The organism is Lacticaseibacillus rhamnosus (assembly GCF_900636965.1).
GTDB classification, from domain to species: Bacteria; Bacillota; Bacilli; order Lactobacillales; family Lactobacillaceae; genus Lacticaseibacillus; species Lacticaseibacillus rhamnosus.
In genome coordinates this window covers 1375294-1391950 of record NZ_LR134331.1, presented here as the reverse complement: position 1 = coordinate 1391950, position 16657 = coordinate 1375294, and the positions used below count along the sequence as shown (strand labels likewise).

At 47.1% G+C, this 16657-nt stretch carries 16 protein-coding genes, 1 pseudogene and 1 riboswitch; of the genes and pseudogenes, 2 read left to right on the top strand and 15 right to left on the bottom strand.

What is annotated here, in order from left to right; translation table 11 throughout:
* The first annotated feature begins 73 nt into the window (after nt 1-73).
* Nucleotides 74-331, top strand: coding sequence for a ferredoxin (locus tag EL173_RS07205; RefSeq protein WP_005689273.1), 258 nt, complete (start codon nt 74-76; stop codon nt 329-331).
* 170 nt (nt 332-501) lie between these two features.
* Here the strand turns inward: EL173_RS07205 and EL173_RS07200 are convergent, their stop codons facing one another.
* The 11 genes from EL173_RS07200 to dnaE form a co-directional block, all read right to left on the bottom strand.
* On the bottom strand, nt 502-1080 hold the full coding sequence (locus tag EL173_RS07200; RefSeq protein ID WP_019728301.1) for an ECF transporter S component: 579 nt from the start codon (nt 1078-1080) through the stop codon (nt 502-504).
* Between the two features lie 98 nt (nt 1081-1178).
* Nucleotides 1179-1300, bottom strand: a riboswitch (FMN riboswitch).
* A 76-nt stretch (nt 1301-1376) separates the two neighbouring features.
* Nucleotides 1377-2123: a pseudouridine synthase gene (locus tag EL173_RS07195; RefSeq protein ID WP_005686446.1), complete on the bottom strand. Its 747-nt coding sequence runs from the start codon at nt 2121-2123 to the stop codon at nt 1377-1379.
* The gene (gene scpB, locus EL173_RS07190; RefSeq protein ID WP_005689270.1) at nt 2107-2724 is read right to left on the bottom strand and encodes an SMC-Scp complex subunit ScpB; all 618 of its coding nucleotides are present in this window, start codon (nt 2722-2724) and stop codon (nt 2107-2109) included. The genes EL173_RS07195 and scpB overlap by 17 nt, the downstream gene beginning before the upstream one ends.
* A complete protein-coding gene (locus EL173_RS07185; protein WP_005689268.1) occupies nt 2724-3449 on the bottom strand; it encodes a segregation and condensation protein A in 726 nt (241 codons plus the stop codon). Before EL173_RS07185 ends, scpB begins: the two co-directional genes overlap by 1 nt.
* Nucleotides 3424-3810 carry a hypothetical protein gene (locus EL173_RS07180; protein WP_005686453.1) on the bottom strand — a complete coding sequence of 129 codons (387 nt, stop codon included), beginning with the start codon at nt 3808-3810 and terminating at the stop codon, nt 3424-3426. The genes EL173_RS07185 and EL173_RS07180 overlap by 26 nt, the downstream gene beginning before the upstream one ends.
* A gap of 191 nt (nt 3811-4001) precedes the next feature.
* Complete coding sequence (gene xerD, locus EL173_RS07175) at nt 4002-4883, bottom strand: site-specific tyrosine recombinase XerD (protein ID WP_005686455.1); 882 nt, start codon at nt 4881-4883, stop codon at nt 4002-4004.
* Nucleotide 4884: 1 nt separating this feature from the next.
* Nucleotides 4885-5769, bottom strand: coding sequence for a CvfB family protein (locus EL173_RS07170; RefSeq protein WP_015764455.1), 885 nt, complete (start codon nt 5767-5769; stop codon nt 4885-4887).
* 33 nt (nt 5770-5802) lie between these two features.
* Entirely contained in the window at nt 5803-6264 is a 462-nt protein-coding gene (locus EL173_RS07165) for a DUF441 domain-containing protein (RefSeq protein ID WP_005689265.1), read from the bottom strand.
* Between the two features lie 227 nt (nt 6265-6491).
* The gene (gene pyk / locus EL173_RS07160) at nt 6492-8258 is read right to left on the bottom strand and encodes a pyruvate kinase (protein ID WP_005686460.1); all 1767 of its coding nucleotides are present in this window, start codon (nt 8256-8258) and stop codon (nt 6492-6494) included.
* Nucleotides 8259-8317: 59 nt separating this feature from the next.
* On the bottom strand, nt 8318-9277 hold the full coding sequence (gene pfkA / locus EL173_RS07155) for a 6-phosphofructokinase (protein WP_005686462.1): 960 nt from the start codon (nt 9275-9277) through the stop codon (nt 8318-8320).
* Between the two features lie 111 nt (nt 9278-9388).
* On the bottom strand, nt 9389-12685 hold the full coding sequence (gene dnaE, locus EL173_RS07150) for a DNA polymerase III subunit alpha (RefSeq protein WP_014571320.1): 3297 nt from the start codon (nt 12683-12685) through the stop codon (nt 9389-9391).
* Nucleotides 12686-12780: 95 nt separating this feature from the next.
* On the opposite strand from dnaE, the gene EL173_RS07145 reads away from it, so the two are divergent.
* Complete coding sequence (locus EL173_RS07145; protein WP_005715663.1) at nt 12781-12975, top strand: YjzD family protein; 195 nt, start codon at nt 12781-12783, stop codon at nt 12973-12975.
* 113 nt (nt 12976-13088) lie between these two features.
* On the opposite strand, the gene EL173_RS07140 is transcribed toward EL173_RS07145, so the two are convergent.
* From EL173_RS07140 to rpmF, 4 genes and pseudogenes are all read right to left on the bottom strand, one after another.
* Entirely contained in the window at nt 13089-13949 is an 861-nt protein-coding gene (locus EL173_RS07140; RefSeq protein ID WP_014571319.1) for a hypothetical protein, read from the bottom strand.
* Nucleotides 13950-14037: 88 nt separating this feature from the next.
* Nucleotides 14038-15591, bottom strand: a complete 1554-nt coding sequence (locus EL173_RS07135) for a bifunctional metallophosphatase/5'-nucleotidase (RefSeq protein WP_005689259.1) — start codon at nt 15589-15591, stop codon at nt 14038-14040.
* Nucleotides 15588-16144, bottom strand: a pseudogene (locus tag EL173_RS07130) (DUF1836 domain-containing protein). Before EL173_RS07130 ends, EL173_RS07135 begins: the two are co-directional and overlap by 4 nt.
* A gap of 168 nt (nt 16145-16312) precedes the next feature.
* Complete coding sequence (rpmF, locus tag EL173_RS07125) at nt 16313-16504, bottom strand: 50S ribosomal protein L32 (protein WP_005686472.1); 192 nt, start codon at nt 16502-16504, stop codon at nt 16313-16315.
* Nucleotides 16505-16657 lie beyond the last annotated feature (153 nt).

The window sequence follows — 16657 nt, the reverse complement described above, 5'->3', positions numbered from 1 at the left end:
CACCTCTTTTTCATTGATTATTGTATACTTGGGTGTGGTTAAACTGAAAATTATAAAGGAGTCCTCTATCAACATGGCATTATATGGCAGAGTGGAACGTCCCGAATGCATTGCTTGTGGATTGTGTCAAATGTTGGCACCAGCCTTGTTTGACTATGACGAAGCCGGTATTGCTTATTATAAGCCTGATCGCAACACAGGCACAAAACCCCTGGATGATCATGCAAAAATTGATTTTCGGCTTGCGTATCAGCGTTGCCCGACACATGCCATCAAACGCAGTGACCACCCGTTTAACACGGCTCCGTTTACGCCAACAAAAGCGGAATAATCAAGCGTAACCGGACAGCCAAATTAGACCGCTATCGATAAATTACGCATTGATTCCTGTTAACGTTTATGTCGCTAACATTTTCAGGCAAACAAAAAGCATCCGCGCAAGTTGGATGCTTTTTGCTTGTCTAAGTGAACCGATCAGTCAAATGAAAACCGGAACAGCTTTTAATGGCTCATTTGCATTTCCTGACGTGCTAACCATGGAGCCAGTGCCTTTGCAATTGCAAAGAAGGCAACTGAAATGACGACGCCTTTGATTAAGTTAAATGGCACAACCCCAATTAGAACATATTTAGTCAAAGACATCCCTAAATTGAAATTGAAGACAGCCATATACATCGGGGTGATCACCAGCCAGTTCAGCACGCTCATCACAACTGTCAAACTCAAGGTCCCTAAAACCAGCCCTTCAATCTGCCGCCAAATCCGATGCTTACCGCGAATCGTATAAACGACCGGTAACAAGAAGCCGACACTGGCAATAAAGGCGGCCAAATCACCAATCAGGTTAACAACACCACCGCCAGTTAAAGCGAAGTGAACCAAGCTCCGAACAAACGCAACAGCAATCCCGCCAACAGGAACATAAAGCAATCCCCCTAAAAGAACAACCAAGTCAGACAAATCCAACTTTAAAAAGGGAAAGGCCGGAATAATCGGGAATGAAAACATCATCAGCACATACCCGATTGCCGCCAAAAGCGCAATGCCCACCAAACGATGAACCTTAGAACGACTTGCCATAAAACATTACCTCCGTGAGGCCGTCTTCCGGAACTTAAAAAGACCTATTCCTCCTTCAGGGGGGAATAGGTCTTTGATTGAATACAGATTCAAAAAAGCCCCATCTTCTTCCATCTAGACTATCACTATCGGTACCGGAATCACACCGGTTCCACCGCAAAAAGCGGGTCGCGGACTTTATACCGCCGGTCGGGAATTGCACCCTGCCCTGAAGACGAACCAAATTATTTAATTACAATCACACTGTAGCAAACAACCCTCACAAATTCAAGCATTTACCTTGAATGCGTTAACAATTAATGTGCTTCTTCTTGCTCACCGGTTAATTGGCGGAGATCATGAAGCTCCTGAGGTTTGATTGGCCGGTGTTCCCCTGGCTGCAATCCGGCCAAGGTCAGATTACCATACGCTTCACGAGAAAGTTTGATCACTGGAAAACCAACTGCTTTAAACATCTTTTTTACCTGATGATTCATACCTTGGTGAATGGTTAAGGCCACAATTGCGGTTTTCTTAGCCTTATCAGTTGATAAAATTTCGACCTTTGCCGGTGCCGTCATTTTACCATCAATTGAAACACCGGTCTTAAGTGGTGCTAGCGCCGGTCGGTTAGGGATTCCTTCAACCTTGGCAACATATTTCTTTTCCAGGGCATAGCGCGGATGCATGAGATGGTTGGCCAATTCGCCATCATTGGTCATGACTAGCAAACCGCTCGTATCGTAATCCAGTCGGCCTACTGGATAAAGACGTTCCTGAACGTCCTCGAAATAATCAGTCACAACTTTGCGCCCTTTATTATCTTCGACAGCACTAATAACGCCACGTGGTTTATAGAACAGGAAATAGCGCTTGGCTTCCTTCCCGATTGGCACCCCATCTACTTCAACGGTATCATGCGGTCCGATCTTGATGCCCATTTCTGTCGTAACGTGACCGTTAACTTTAACGTGGCCAGATGCGATGAGTGTTTCTGCATGTCGCCGTGATGCAATACCGGCGTTGGCAATGACTTTTTGCAGTCGTTCATTTTTGGTTGTCATGTTGTTGGTTTTGCTCCATTTTCTTATCATCTTCAGCCGTTTGTGACTGATCATCATCGCGAAATGCCGTAAAGAGATCGACTTCTCCTGTATCCTCAGGTGCATCGGCTAGTGGCGGCAAGTCGGCCAATTGATTGAGGCCAAAATAATCCAGGAAAAACTGGGTGGTGGCATATAGAATCGGACGCCCCGGTGCTTCTTTGCGCCCTGCTTCTTTAATCAGTTGTCGCGATGCTAAGGTTGTAAGCGCACCGGAGCTCTGAACGCCGCGAATTTCATCGATTTCTATCCGGGTAATCGGTTGCTGATACGCAATAATGGCCAACACCTCCAATGCTGCCTGGGATAGACCGGCAGCGGGTGGCCCCGCAAAATATTTTTTAATCGCGGATACAAAGGCCGGTTTGGTCAGTAGGTAATACCGATCGGCAAACTGTTGTACTTGTAATCCGCGCTGGTCGTCTGCGGCCAATCGTTGTTGATATGCCTCCAGTTGTTGGCGCATGGCACTTTCACTGATTTCCAAGATACTGGCAAGTTCACCAAGCGTCACACCGCTTTCACCAGCCGTATATAAGATTGCCTCTAATACCGGCTCCATCAAGCAGCCTCCTTCAATGTCACCGTGATCGGATCAAATGGCGCATCTTGTTCACAAATCACCTGATCATTCTTCATCAGTTCCAACAAGGCCAAAAAAGTCGTCACGACCTGTTCCACCGAGTTGACTGCTAATAAATCCGCAAATAAACATTGACCATCTTGTTGCAAGGCACGCAAAACTTCGCCGATGCGTTTTTCTACCGAGACCGGTTCCGTTTCGATGTGGGCAATCGTTTGCCGCGCCGCCTGTTGGGCCTTCATGACCCGCGCCATCGCCGCTTGAAGATCAATTAGTTTGACCGTTCCTGGAGCAAGCGGAACCGCCATCTTTTCATCCGGCAAAGTTGTTGGCTTGGCAAAAGCCTGGGCACGCTTGGCTTCACGTTGCTTTAAATCCTTTGCCGCTTCCTGATACACCTGATAAGTCAACAACTGCGCCACTAAGTCAGCTCGCGGATCAGTCGGCTCATCCGGCGCGGTTGTTTCCGGTTCCGGTTGTGGCAACAATAGCCGGCTTTTTAAGACCATCAAATTAGCGGCCATGACAAAATAATCGCCGGCCACGTCCAGTGCTAAATCCTGCATTTGGTGCAGGTAGTCAAGGTACTGGGTGGTGATCTCGGCGATTGGAATATCATAAATATCGACTTCGTTAGTCCGAATCAAATGCCAAAGCAAGTCCAACGGCCCGGAGAAATCATTCAGCACGAGTGTCAGTGCCATGGTCATCCTCTTTTCGAAACTTGTTAAAAGCAGCTATCAACGATGCGTGTTCCAATGCACCCATCAGTTTCTTATCTGGAAAAAGCTTTGTTAATTCTGCCAATGCGGCAAATGCGGTGGCCTCATCACGGAAGTTTGGCGAGAAGCTCAAGTGCCGCACCAAAACAAAATCGGCACTTAATTCAACACCGACCACACCGACAAAATCATGATGATGTTTATACAAATACAACGCATGGGAATCATCTTCAGTGTACATCTTAAGTTCAGTCTTCAGATGCCCGACATCTTTGAGATCCGGGATAAAGGATAAAAGTCCCATCGCGATTTTCTCATAGTCGTTTTTATATTTAACCAGCATATTTGCCTCCAAAAGATACTCTCCAGACACTCTATCATAGAAACGAGACCGGGGCAATGTGAACTAAATTGGACTATGCCATGGGAATAGCGGTTGGCTATCTGCCGTTGTGCTTAGATTTAAACTTTAGTCACCTTCCGCAAAGCAACAAAAGGTCTGGCCCGTAACGTCTCAACGGCTGTCGGTTACGGTTAGCCACGAGGATGGGTTTTATGATAAACCGCCACTAGATGCTGATTACTCAGATGTGTATAGATTTGGGTGGTACTAATATCACTATGCCCCAGTAACTCCTGAACCACCCGTAAATCGGCGCCATTTTCCAACAGACGCGTGGCAAAACTGTGCCGTAACGTATGCGGTGTTACATCCTTTTCAATGCCAACACTTGCAATATAGGCTTTCAGATTCTTCCAAATTGCTTGACGGGTGAGCGCATGACCATGAAAGTTGACGAACACTGCCTTGGGTTGCTGGTGTTTGATCAAACGCGGACGGGATTCCTGCAAATACCGGTTAACCCAATCGGCTGCTTGGGGACTGATTGGAACCAGTCGCTCCTTATCGCCTTTTCCGGTAACCTGAAGCAAGTTCATTGCTAAATGTAACTGATCCAATCGCAATCCGACAACTTCCGATACCCGCAAGCCAGTCGCATACATCAGCTCAAAAATAGCGCGATCACGCAATCCCAACGGCTTAGTGGTATCCGGCTTTGCCATCAAAGCATCAATTTCCGTCCCTGATAATGTGGCCGGTAAATGTTGTGCTTTTTTAGGGGTATCGATTTTGGTCATCGGGTCAGACTTAATGGCGCCTTCGCGTAACAAGAACCGGTAAAACTTGCGTAACGCCGAAATCATTCGACTGACTGATGCAGGCGCTTTGGTATCATTTTGATGCTTTAAGAACGCCTGAATAACCCCAAAATCTTCGGGAAAAGTTGTTTGCTTTTGGTCGCTTAACCAAGCCATAAAGGTGGTTAAATCCTGCTGATAGCTGACCTGCGTTGTTCGGGCCAGCCCGCGCTCAACATCCAGATAATGAATAAAATCAGCAATCAACCCATGCATACTATGCCTCCTGAGATGGTTGACTATTCGAATCTAATAAAACCGTGTAACCGGCTTCTTCTTTGATCAAGCCCGCCTTCAGTAAATGACCTAGTGCTCGCTTAAATGCGCCTTTGCTGATGCCGAAAACCTGCTTGATGACAGCTGGATCACTTTTATCGGTATAGGCAATCTTGCCTGCCGGATCATGTTGCAAAACGGCTAGAATCATAGCAGCATCGTCACCAATCGCTTGATAAGCACGCGGCTTTAATGACAGGTTCAATTCGCCTTGGTCACTCACGCCAATGACGCGGGCATGCAGGACCTGTCCTAGCCGTGGTTCAACATCGCGCTCACTTGGATGAATAAAACCAAGATAAAAGTCATCTGTCAATACCCGGGTTCCTGCCATTTTCAAACGATAGGCAGTTGCCGTGACATCAGCATTCATTTGGTCCGGTTTCGCACGATTGGCAACGGCACGAATAATCGTTTCATCAGCTAGGTTCCCCCACAACCGATCCTTCTTATCAATTGTCAGCGCGATCATGAGACGATCGCCGCGCTGAGGCCATAAACGACTTAATTCCGGCAGCTGATCTTCACTAACCACGATATCCTTATCCGGTAACCCGATATCGACAAAGACGCCTAAATCTCGGCGAACTTCAACAACCGGAGCAAAAGCGTAGTGATCGCGACCCACCTTAGGCAGCTTGGTCGTCAATCGTGCCTGACCATGTTTATTTTCATACGCAAGGCCTTTAAGTTGACTACCGATTTCTGGTAGCGTCGGCAGTTCAAGCCGGTCGATTGCTAAAGTTACACCCTCATATTGGGCAAACACTTCTTTTTCATTGTGATCCATCACTTGTGCGGTGACGACTTGACCATTAAATTTCATCTTATTGCTCCTTCACATGTCAACAACACCGTCTTAACGACCCGGTAAGAGATTAAAAACGGTTAAAATTACATAGGTCATACCACTTGCAATCACCGGACCGGCGGCAATCCCTTTTAAGAAAACAACTCCCAGAATCGTACCAAAAACCAAAGCAACCGTCATCTCCGGACTTACCGCCAACAAGCCGACACCTTTGGCAGACAATACCGCCACCAATACCCCACAGCCAATTGCAATCCACCCTGCAGGACTTTTAATGACATGCAGTAGTTCCTTAAAGTCAATTTCACCGGTTGCGATGGGTACCATGATTGCGGCCGAAATAACCGTCACGCCCCAATTGATCCCCTGACTTTGCAATAACTTGAGTAAATGTTGCGTTTGCGGAATTAATTTTAACACCATGACAACGGCCACACCGATAACGAGGCTTTTATTTTTACCAATGAGTGCAATAGCAAGAATCGCTAGTAAAAACAGCCAACTTTCCATGGCTATCTTCCTCCAATCGTTTACCGACTTCCTTCATCGGCTGAAATTATATTTTTATCCGATCAAGCACGCTGGGTCTTATTATATGCTATCCCAACCACACTGACGAGCCTGTTAAGCGATTTTAACCACTCGCACTCAGGTTAGCGGGTTATCTAGCCGATATAATAAAAAACTCCCGAGTTTCCTCAGGAGTTTCAGAAAAATCGTTGTTAAACTGATGATGATTAAAGTGCGTTAGTAGCACCCTTGTAGACAATCCCGCGACGTGAATCAACGGTGATAATCTGACCATCAGAGATAACGCTGGTAGCATTTTCAGCACCAACGACAACCGGAATACCCATCGCGATGCCGACAACAGCAGCGTGACTGGTCAAGCCGCCTGTTTCAACAACCAAGGCAGCGGCCTTTTCGATTGCTGGCAGGTAATCTTTGTCAGTTGTCTTAACAACCAGAATGTCGCCTTTTTGCATCTTGGCAGCGGCTTCCTGAGCGTTGCTTGCAATGACAGCTTTACCGATTGTAGATTCATCACCGACACCAGAGCCTTGAACCAGCTTGGAACCGATCAGTTGAACCTTCATGACATTAGTCGTACCTGATTCACCAACTGGAACACCGGCTGTAATCAGAATCAAGTCGCCTTCCTTAGCAAAGCCAAGATCTTGAGCCTTCTTGGTAGCCAAGTCAAACATTGCATCAGTGTTGGCCGGCTTGTCGGCAACAATAGGATAAACACCCCAGTTGACCATCAAACCACGCTGAGTCTTTTCACTGAAGGTAATCGCAAGAATATCAGCCTTAGGACGATACTTGGAGATCATCCGTGCGGTGTAGCCAGATTCAGTAGCAGCAACAATGGTCTTAACACCAAGGTTACGAGCCGTGTGTGCAACACTCTGACCCACTGCTTCGGTAATGTTCTTGTTACTGTATTCCTTCAATGCAAAAGCATCCTGATCCTGCATGGCTGCTTCGGTGTATTCATCAATCCGTGCCATTGCAGCAACAGATTCAACTGGATATTCACCATTAGCAGATTCACCGGAAAGCATGGTTGCATCGGTGCCATCAAAGACAGCGTTAGCAACGTCATTAACTTCGGCACGGGTAGGACGTGGGTTTTCCTGCATGGAATCCAACATCTGAGTAGCGGTAATAACCGGTTTGCCCAAAGCGTTGCACTTCTTGATCAAGCGCTTTTGAACGATCGGAACATGTTCAAATGGAATTTCAACACCCATGTCGCCACGAGCAACCATCAAACCGTCAGACACTTTCAAGATGTCATCGATATTGTCGATACCTTCTTGAGATTCGATCTTAGGGAAGATTTGGACATTAAGTGCGTTCTTTTCTTCAAGGAGTTCACGAATGTCCAAAACATCTTGAGGCTTACGAACGAAGGATGCAGCAATAAAGTTAATGCCATTGTCCAGACCAAAACGAATATCGTTGGAATCCTTCTCTGTGATACCTGGCAAGTTGATCGCAACACCAGGTGCGTTGACCCCTTTCTTGCCACCAAGAACACCGTCATTTTGAACAACGGTGACAAGTTCGCGGTTCTTCTCATCTTTTTCGGTGATCTTCATGTCGATCAAGCCATCATCGAACAAAACGTGGCCACCAACATGGGTATCATCATAAAGACCAGGATAAGTAACGGCAACCTTTTCCTTAGTACCCTTCAGGCTTGCATCCATGGAGATACGAACCTTATCGCCCGTATGGAATTCAATCTTGCCATTAGGGGTATCCTCAACAGTCGTCCGAATTTCGGCACCCTTTGTATCAAGCATGATACCAACGGTTTTGCCCGTGATCTTTTCAGCTTCGTGAACCATGTTCATCCGTGCCAAATGCTCTTCATGATCACCATGTGAGAAGTTGAAACGGAAAACGTTGGCACCCGCTTCAATCAACTTAACGATGATATCAGTGGTGTTACTTGCAGGTCCAAGTGTGCTGACGATCTTGGTTTTTTTCATAAATGAAATCGCTCCTTGCAATTATTTAAACAGACGTTAATGTCGTTTGTTTACAAAAATTAAAATGTTAACTCTTCCGCCAAGGTGTAGAGCGAAAGTTCGGCGTGGTGCTTGGCATCAAACAAAGTCCGGACGTCATGCGCCGTAATTTTGTTATTTTCAATGCCGACTGCCAACGCACCCTTGCCTTGCAGCAAGAGTTCAACGGCGTAAGCACCCATTTGGGAAGCCAATACGCGGTCACGTGCTGATGGCGCACCACCACGAACGATATGACCTAAAACGGTAGCACGTAATTGGAAATCACCATAGGCAGCAAGTTCCTTGGCAAACTGATCGGCGTGCATCACGCCTTCAGCCAGCAAGATAACCGCATGCTTTTGACCACGTTCACGGGAACTTTGTAACTTCGAAGCAATCTTTTTAACATCGAAGTCGTGTTCGGGGATAATGACATCTTCGGCCCCGCCGGCAACGCCAGACCACAATGCGATGTCACCTGCTTCACGTCCCATAACCTCAATGACAAAGGTCCGTTCATGGGATGCAGCCGTATCCCGCAACCGATCCACCGCTTCAACCACGGTATTAACCGCCGTATCAAATCCGATCGTGAAATCAGTGTACGGAATATCATTATCAATCGTGCCGGGTAAGCCGATTGTATTGAAACCGTGACGGGTTAGTGCCAATGCACCGTGGTATGAACCATCGCCGCCAATAACAACCAGTGCTTCAATGCCGAACTTGTTAAGCTGTTCAACCCCGCGCAATTGGCCTTCTTCTTGAGCAAACTGCGGATAACGGGCGGAGTACAGCATGGTACCGCCACGTTGGATCTTGTCACCAACCGTTGACTCGCTCATTTTAAAAATGTCACCGGCCACTAAACCGGCAAAGCCATAATTGATGCCGTATACTTCAAGGCCTTCATGCATCGCCTTGCGAGCAACGGCTCGAACCGCGGCGTTCATGCCCGGAGCATCACCGCCACTGGTCAAAATACCAATGCGTTTCATTATTTCACCTCATGCATATTCTTTTGCGATATGTCCTACCACAAATACTCATTGAGTTTACCACTTTTCTGAAACAAAGTCCCTGAAAATGAGAACATTTTACAATTTTCTCTAGGTTTCCTGCCGTTTTCTTAACACAACATTGTTCGCGCCAAACTGTGTCTTTAACGCATCGATCAGTTCCGTCTGCGCCTTGACCCAGTAACGTTTATCCAGCAAAATGCTTTCGCGGGTGGCAGTATCAACCGTAATGACGGGGGTTGTCCCGTGAGCAGCTTGCAGTTTTTTCAGTAAATCGGTTCGCATCGCCGTATCCTTGGCATCCATGCGAATGAACAATTCCGCGGTCGGCAAGTTGGCTAACAATGGCTGGGCATCCTGAATCCGATTGACCACCAATTGCAAATCATCATTGCGCTTCTCGACCCGGCCATTGACTAATACAACCATGTCTTCCGAAAGATTCTCGATCGTTGGATACAAATTGGGAAAGATTGTTAATGACACGTTACCGGTCGCATCCTGACCATCGATAAATGCCATGGGTTTACCGGTTTTGGTTCGAATCCGCTTGATATGCCGTACTAATAGCAAGATGTCAACGGCTCGTCCTTCTTCAAGATCGCTAACATTAATAAGGCGATACTGGGTCTTTAGCGGGGCATACTTATCAACCGGATGCCCGGAGAGATAAACCCCGAGCACTTCTGCTTCTGCCTCTAAGCGCTCGCTCGCCGGCATCTCGGGAACCTCAATGGTCTTTGGCGCTAACATTGAAAATAACCCGACATCATTACCGGCTAACTTAACGGAATTAATCAGCTCATCCAAATTAGCCAGCGTCTGCGCACGGTTATTGCTGAATTGGTCAAAAGCGCCGGCAAGCGTTGGTGCTTTGTAGTAGTCGGTTTTCAACCACTTAGGATCAAGCCGTTGTAATAAATCACGAAGGTCCTTGAACGGTCCATTTTTGCGGGCGGCAAAAATGGCTTCGACAAAATCCCGCCGCATGCCTTTAATTGATAGTAACCCAAAGCGGATCTTTCCTTGGCTCAATTTAAAGCCGCCATTGCTTTGATTGATATCCGGACCAAGTAACCCCACTTTGCGCGCTTTAGCTTCCTGTACATACGTCCGTAGCTTTGGCAGGTTGTTCATGCTGGCGTTCATCAATGCCGCGAAAAAGGCGGCAGGATAGTGAACTTTGAGATAAGCCAGCCAAAACGCCACTTTACTGTAAGCCACCGCGTGTGACCGATTGAACCCGTAATTAGCAAACCGATCAATGTAAGCATACACGGTTTTCGCGGTTGCTTCCGGGAAGCCTTGCTTAAGGGCACCTTCAATAAATTTATCCTGTTCCGCAGCTAGAACGGAAGATTTCTTCTTACTCATCGCCCGCCGAAGCAAATCCGCTTCACCAAGACTGAAACCACCCATGACGTTGGCAACCTGCATGACTTGTTCCTGATAAACCAAGACGCCATAAGTCGGCCTTAGGATTTTGGCCAGCGCTGGGTCCGGATAGGCAATTGGCTCCTGACCGTTTTTGCGCGCAATGAAGGTATCAATGTTCTCCATCGGCCCGGGACGATACAAGGCATTGACCGCTACAACATCTTCAAAAGCAGTTGGTCGTAGTTTGCGTAAAACGTTTTTGATGCCGGATGACTCAAATTGGAAGACCCCATTTGTGTCGCCACGCGCAAATAACGCCAGCGTGGGTTGATCATCAAGCGGGATTGCTTTGGGGTCAAACGGCTTGCCTGTATCGCGGGTGACGAAATGACTTGCTGCTGCCAAGATGTTGAGGTTTTTTAAACCTAAAAAGTCCATCTTCAACAATCCGAGTGCTTCTACATCGTCTTTGGGAACCTGAGTCTGTTCGAGTCCATCGCCACTAGGCTGGAGCGCGACGGTATCAGTCAATGGTTCTTCTGACAAAACAATGCCAGCCGCATGGGTTGAATAATGCCGCGGCAACCCTTCCAAAGCCAAAGCTGTTTGAAAAAGCATCCGATTTTTTGGCGAATCGGCAACCAGATTTTTCAATGGCTGACTTTGTTCGTACGCGGTTTTCAAATCAATATGAAATAAGTTAGGAATAGCTTTACTCCAGGTATTGCTTTCAAATTGACTCAGGCCAAAAACCCGGGCGACATCGCGAATTGCCTGCTTGGCCCCAAAAGTCCCGAATGTAATGATCTGAGCCATATGATTCTTGCCATATTTGTCGTGAACATACTGAATCAACTCACCGCGCCGATTGTCAGGAATATCCAAGTCAATATCCGGCATTTGCGCTCGGGCAGGATTGAGAAATCGTTCAAATAACAGATTATATTCAATTGGATCGACTTCAGTAATGGCCAATGCATAGCTCACCAGAGAACCTGCTGCAGAACCACGGCCGGCGCCTGGCATAATGTTGACCTTGTGCGCATAATTCATCACGTCCCAGACAACCAAAAAATAGTCCGCGAAACCCATTTCAATAATGACCCGCAGCTCATACTGCAACCGATCTTGATAAGCCGGCGGAATCGACTGCCCATGAAAGCGCTTGGCCAAACCCGATTCAGCCAACTTGGTCAAATAATCTTTTGAAGGCGTTTGATCAGGCGTCTGATAGTGCGGTAACTGGGGCTGTTTAAAGTCAATCGTCACATCGGCACGCGCAGCAATTGCTTCAGTCTGTGTCACCGCCGCTTGCAAGCCGGCTTGCACAAACGGCTTGGCCGCATCGGTTGGCGGTTTTAACCACGCTGGCCCGGCATCCGTTAGAACCGGATCGCGAAAGTTTAACTGACTTCCTGTTTCAATCGCCACCATCACCTTTTGCGTAAAGGCGTCGGTGGGGTCGCGGTACAAAACATTCCCCAAAGCAAGTAACGGTAACTTTACGGTGTCCGCAAACGCAGGCAATGTTCCTTCAAGATGTTCCTCATCCACACCAATGTACAAGGAGCTTGGTTGCTTAGCTTTTAACGTTGTCAGAAAAGTCTGTGCCTGATCTTCGTGACGCTCAGAAACTGCCACGCCAAAAGGTGAATCGGGCAATGTTACGGCTGCCAGCCCATTCAGCGGCAGCAAATCAGCAAATGCAAGCGGCTGTTGGGCAAGCATAATTTGGGTTGAGAGTTTCAACAATTGATGATAACCGGTATTATTTTCGGCAATCACAAGCAACTTGGCATCGGCAATTTCGATTTGCATCCCTAATAACGGCTTTAACCCCGCCGCTTTTGCCTGCCGATAAAACTCTACCAGGCCATAAACAACATTGGTGTCAGTTAATGCCACGGCCGAATAACCCCGATTTTTTGCGGCCTGAATCAAATCAGGCAGTGCCAAAGGGCTGTGTAATAAGGTATAATTGCTGTGAACCTGTAATTGGGTAAACGTCATCTTGCCACCTCATTTCCATTATACTGGAAAATAATTTAATTTCAGTTGAATTCCTCGATAGTCGTGGTAAGATGACGACAGAAAAGAGGGATTTCATGCGGTATTTACCTACCATCGTCTGGGGCGTGATCCTCGGCCAAGTTGTTGGCTTCCTGATTGGCGCCTTGAGCGGCAGCAGTTACGATCCAAAGACAAGTGCCATTGTCAGTGTGATCTTTGTTGTCATTTTATTTTTCTTCCCACCGATTATGCAACATTTTGCTAAGTCAGCGGAAAAACCAGAACATTAAGCAAAGTGCGCCGAACATGTGAATCAAGCGAAGCGGCGCCAAAAAAGCACTCAAGAGATGGCAGACATTTCTCGAGTGCTTTTTTAATGGTATCGTCAACCGCTTAAACTTGGCTACTTGGTTACATAAAGATACAAGTCGGTGGTTGAATAACCCACATCAAACTTAACATTGTTACTCTTAATTGTCTTGATCGTTGTCGAGTTGTTCTTCGATTTGGCATCTTTTGTCAGTTTCTTGAAGTGCGAGAAGACAGTCTTAGCATTAGCTCCGACTGCTGTACTCAACAAGCCAAAACCAGTCGCGAATTGTTGCATCTTTTTGCTGTCTTTAAGCACGGACAAAGGCACAATGACAGCAAAGCCCATCGCCTTACCATTGACAATACTGGCACGATAATTGACGCCAGCCGTTTTTAAAATCGACTGGATGCCGGTTTTAGCGGTGGTTGGCAACTGCTTGCCCCGGGTATTGGCAGTTGCTTGTGCCATCAATGTTTTTAGCGTCTGTGCCTGTTGTGCCGCCGTCAATTTTTCTGCAGGCGTCATCGTTGCCGCACTTTTCTGAAGCTCAGCCGCTGCTGCCTGTCCTTGTTTTAGTTTTGCCTGATCTGCTTTGGAGAGACTCGAAACGGCCAACATTTGATTAAATTTGGTCGCAATAGCAGTGTACTGCCCCAGTGATGTACCGGCCTTAACGTTGACTTCACGTTTAAGCGATCCCGCTGTTAGTTTGATCTGTTGGGTTGTATCCGTCACCGGTACATTGACCACAAACGTTCCGCTTTTCACCGGCACGCTGCCATTACCGGCTTGGCTTGTATATTTAACCCGATCAACCCCGCTTGCACTGCCTTTGATCGTCGCAACCAAACCATTGCGTCCGTAAGTTGCCTTTGTCGTACTTAATTGTTGGCCGCAGCCTACTAGCAGCAGTGCTAATAAACCAATCAAACCATATTTCCAAAACTTCATGCGGAACATTCCTTTCACTTAACCTAATGATGACGCTCATCAGCATAAGCGTTCACCCGCCACTTGACAAGCAGAATATGACTCAGTGTCACATTGACGATACCACGGTAAAGTTATGGTCGGCCTCGGCTTTTAAAACCGGATGAGCTTTCAAATAATCAGCAATCAGTTCAGTCATGTCCTTTTGGTTTTCGCGGATAACCTTTTCCGGGCCGAACATGGCAAAATTGCCTCCGCCTGCAGCTCGATATTGGTTCATCACCACGTCATAAGTTTGCGTGCTGACCACGGGCTTGCCATGATAAGTTAGTTTCGTGACGCGCTGTTTAACCGGTTTGGAAATATCCAAAGTATAATCAATGCCTTGGTACATATCGTAATTGTAGTGTTGCGGTTTAGGCCGTTCAAATCGCGGCGTGACCATCAATTGACCCTGAGCATTTAGGGAAAAATAAGTAGCACACTGCTCTAACGCGGCCTTCAGTTCAGCACCAGTCAGCCGCAGCACCGCCAAAGTGTTGGGATAAATATAATTAGTGACAACATCGCGCATCGTGATGGTTGAGCCAAAGCCACACCCTTCATTGTTGAACAAGGCGGTCCCGGAAATATCCGCACCGGTACTTGCCATTTGCACCCGCTGAATGAATTCAATATAAGGTACTTCTTTAACCCGCGCCGCAAATGGATCGTGAATCCGCATATCGCCTTCAACCCGTGCTAATGGTTGATCGAGCCACGTTTCAACGACTTGATTTAACGGTTCTGCTACTTGCTCAATAACTGCGCTGGGATTAACCGTGCCGGCTTTAACCAAAACTGCCTGCTGATCTGTCACTTGATAACCGGTCGTTGTCTGCGCAAGCGTCAGCGTTATCTTTCCAACTGCTTCACCACGATAACCCGGTTGCGTCACCGGCACACCATTGACGATCGCCGCCAACTGTCGATGCTGATGACCGGTGATCAGTGCATCGATTCCCGGTATTTGCGTCAATGCGTAGCCAACATTCTCTCCTGTCAAGCGTTCAGTCGGTTCGCCGGTTTTTAAATTGCGTTCAAACCCGCCATGGTAAGCAACGATCACCACATCTGCTTCTTTGCGCAACCGCGGCACGTAATCGTTCGCAGTGGCAATGACATCCTCAAATTGGAGGTCGGCAATATGTTTGGGTGCCTCCCAATGCGGAATATACGCGGTGGTTAAGCCGAGAACAGCTATTTTGATCCCTGACCGTTCAAAAATCTTATATGGCTCGCCAAATGCCGGTTGACCGGCTTTCGTGATATTGGCATTTAACGTTGGGTAATTGAGTGTCGCCAACGCTTGACGTAAATAATCGGAACCATAGTTAAATTCATGATTACCGATAATTCCCGCATCATACCCAACCGCATTGTAGATTTGTGTCAACTGTTCAGGCTTCCGATTCATCTTGGCGGCATAATAGGCTAACGGCGAGCCTTGCAACCAGTCACCGTTTTCGATGGTCAGCACAGGCCCTTCTGCCATCGCTTTTTGGGCATCCAAAACCGTTTTGGCCTTGGCCAATGAAAACGGCAGATTCTGGTCGCGTTTAACATAATTCGTTGGCAAAACAAAGCCATGGGTATCACTCGTCGATAAAATGGTCAGCTTCATGCCTTTTTTCCTTTCTCATTAGCAGGGACTTGGGTGAGCGTCAGCAGCTTTTCAACCATCAGTTTTTGCAAAACCGCATTGATGGCTAACGAAACCACGGCATGTTGCGTGGCAGCGGTGCTTGGCTGAACGGTTCGATTAATGGCAACGGTGTCGTTGAAGTCGGAGTTTGCCTGCTCAATGGCACTGATAAAAGTCAAAATGAATGTATCGTAAGCTTGAGCTACCGGGGGCGGCCTTCTTTAGCAAACTGAATCCCCTTGGCAATGGCATCCAAAGCAAAAACCGGTTTTAACATGGCAATGACCAGTATGTTGGCTAATTGTTCGGGGCGATACTTTTTCTTGACGGGTGCTTGGATGACGCCTTTTTTGACGTAATTATTGACCATAGTCGATGTAATTTCGCCAAAACCAAGTGGCGTCACAATATCATTGACATACTGAATGACCTGATCCATGTAAAGATCAAATTGCGGTAAGTCAGCCCACCGCGGAAATTGGGCTTTTTGAAGCTGGGCTAAGTAATCCGAAAATTGTTTGTTATCAGCCATTGATCGCACCTCTTTTAGTCGTATTATATCATGAGATGTGGTTTTGAAAACTAGATAACCCTCAGTTTCGTCATGAAAGAAATGTTGAACGCCACGTACTGCTGACGTCTAGTGCCGCCATCATTTGGCGCCAACAAAAAAGCCAACACCCGAGATGTTGGCTTTTTGTTATGCATTTGCGTTGTCGTCAGACTTCTTAACCACTTGTGCACCCTTGTAATAACCCTTAGGTGAAACATGGTGGGAAACACGGTATTCGCCGGTTGCTGCATCGAATTGCAAGTTAGGCACATTCAACTTAATGTGACCGCGGCGCATACGCTTCTTGGTCTTTGACGTTCTGCGTGCTGGAACTGCCATGAGCGGAAAACCCCTTTTTTAGTAAGATTTCTAAACTACTTTATACGGTCGATGATCAAAATGCAAGTCCAATCATCGTCACGCGTGGACAGAAACATGTTCTGTCACAGCAACGCTAATCATACATGAAAAGCGGCGTCAAGGCAAGGGTCT

Coding starts and splice junctions, on each gene's coding strand:
- EL173_RS07205 (WP_005689273.1), top strand. CDS start 74: ATGGCATTATATGGCAGAGTGGAACGTCCCGAATGCATTGCTTGTGGA.
- EL173_RS07200 (WP_019728301.1), bottom strand. CDS start 1,080: ATGGCAAGTCGTTCTAAGGTTCATCGTTTGGTGGGCATTGCGCTTTTG.
- EL173_RS07195 (WP_005686446.1), bottom strand. CDS start 2,123: ATGACAACCAAAAATGAACGACTGCAAAAAGTCATTGCCAACGCCGGT.
- scpB (WP_005689270.1), bottom strand. CDS start 2,724: ATGGAGCCGGTATTAGAGGCAATCTTATATACGGCTGGTGAAAGCGGT.
- EL173_RS07185 (WP_005689268.1), bottom strand. CDS start 3,449: ATGGCACTGACACTCGTGCTGAATGATTTCTCCGGGCCGTTGGACTTG.
- EL173_RS07180 (WP_005686453.1), bottom strand. CDS start 3,810: ATGCTGGTTAAATATAAAAACGACTATGAGAAAATCGCGATGGGACTT.
- xerD (WP_005686455.1), bottom strand. CDS start 4,883: ATGCATGGGTTGATTGCTGATTTTATTCATTATCTGGATGTTGAGCGC.
- EL173_RS07170 (WP_015764455.1), bottom strand. CDS start 5,769: ATGAAATTTAATGGTCAAGTCGTCACCGCACAAGTGATGGATCACAAT.
- EL173_RS07165 (WP_005689265.1), bottom strand. CDS start 6,264: ATGGAAAGTTGGCTGTTTTTACTAGCGATTCTTGCTATTGCACTCATT.
- pyk (WP_005686460.1), bottom strand. CDS start 8,258: ATGAAAAAAACCAAGATCGTCAGCACACTTGGACCTGCAAGTAACACC.
- pfkA (WP_005686462.1), bottom strand. CDS start 9,277: ATGAAACGCATTGGTATTTTGACCAGTGGCGGTGATGCTCCGGGCATG.
- dnaE (WP_014571320.1), bottom strand. CDS start 12,685: ATGACGTTTACCCAATTACAGGTTCACAGCAATTATACCTTATTACAC.
- EL173_RS07145 (WP_005715663.1), top strand. CDS start 12,781: ATGCGGTATTTACCTACCATCGTCTGGGGCGTGATCCTCGGCCAAGTT.
- EL173_RS07140 (WP_014571319.1), bottom strand. CDS start 13,949: ATGAAGTTTTGGAAATATGGTTTGATTGGTTTATTAGCACTGCTGCTA.
- EL173_RS07135 (WP_005689259.1), bottom strand. CDS start 15,591: ATGAAGCTGACCATTTTATCGACGAGTGATACCCATGGCTTTGTTTTG.
- rpmF (WP_005686472.1), bottom strand. CDS start 16,504: ATGGCAGTTCCAGCACGCAGAACGTCAAAGACCAAGAAGCGTATGCGC.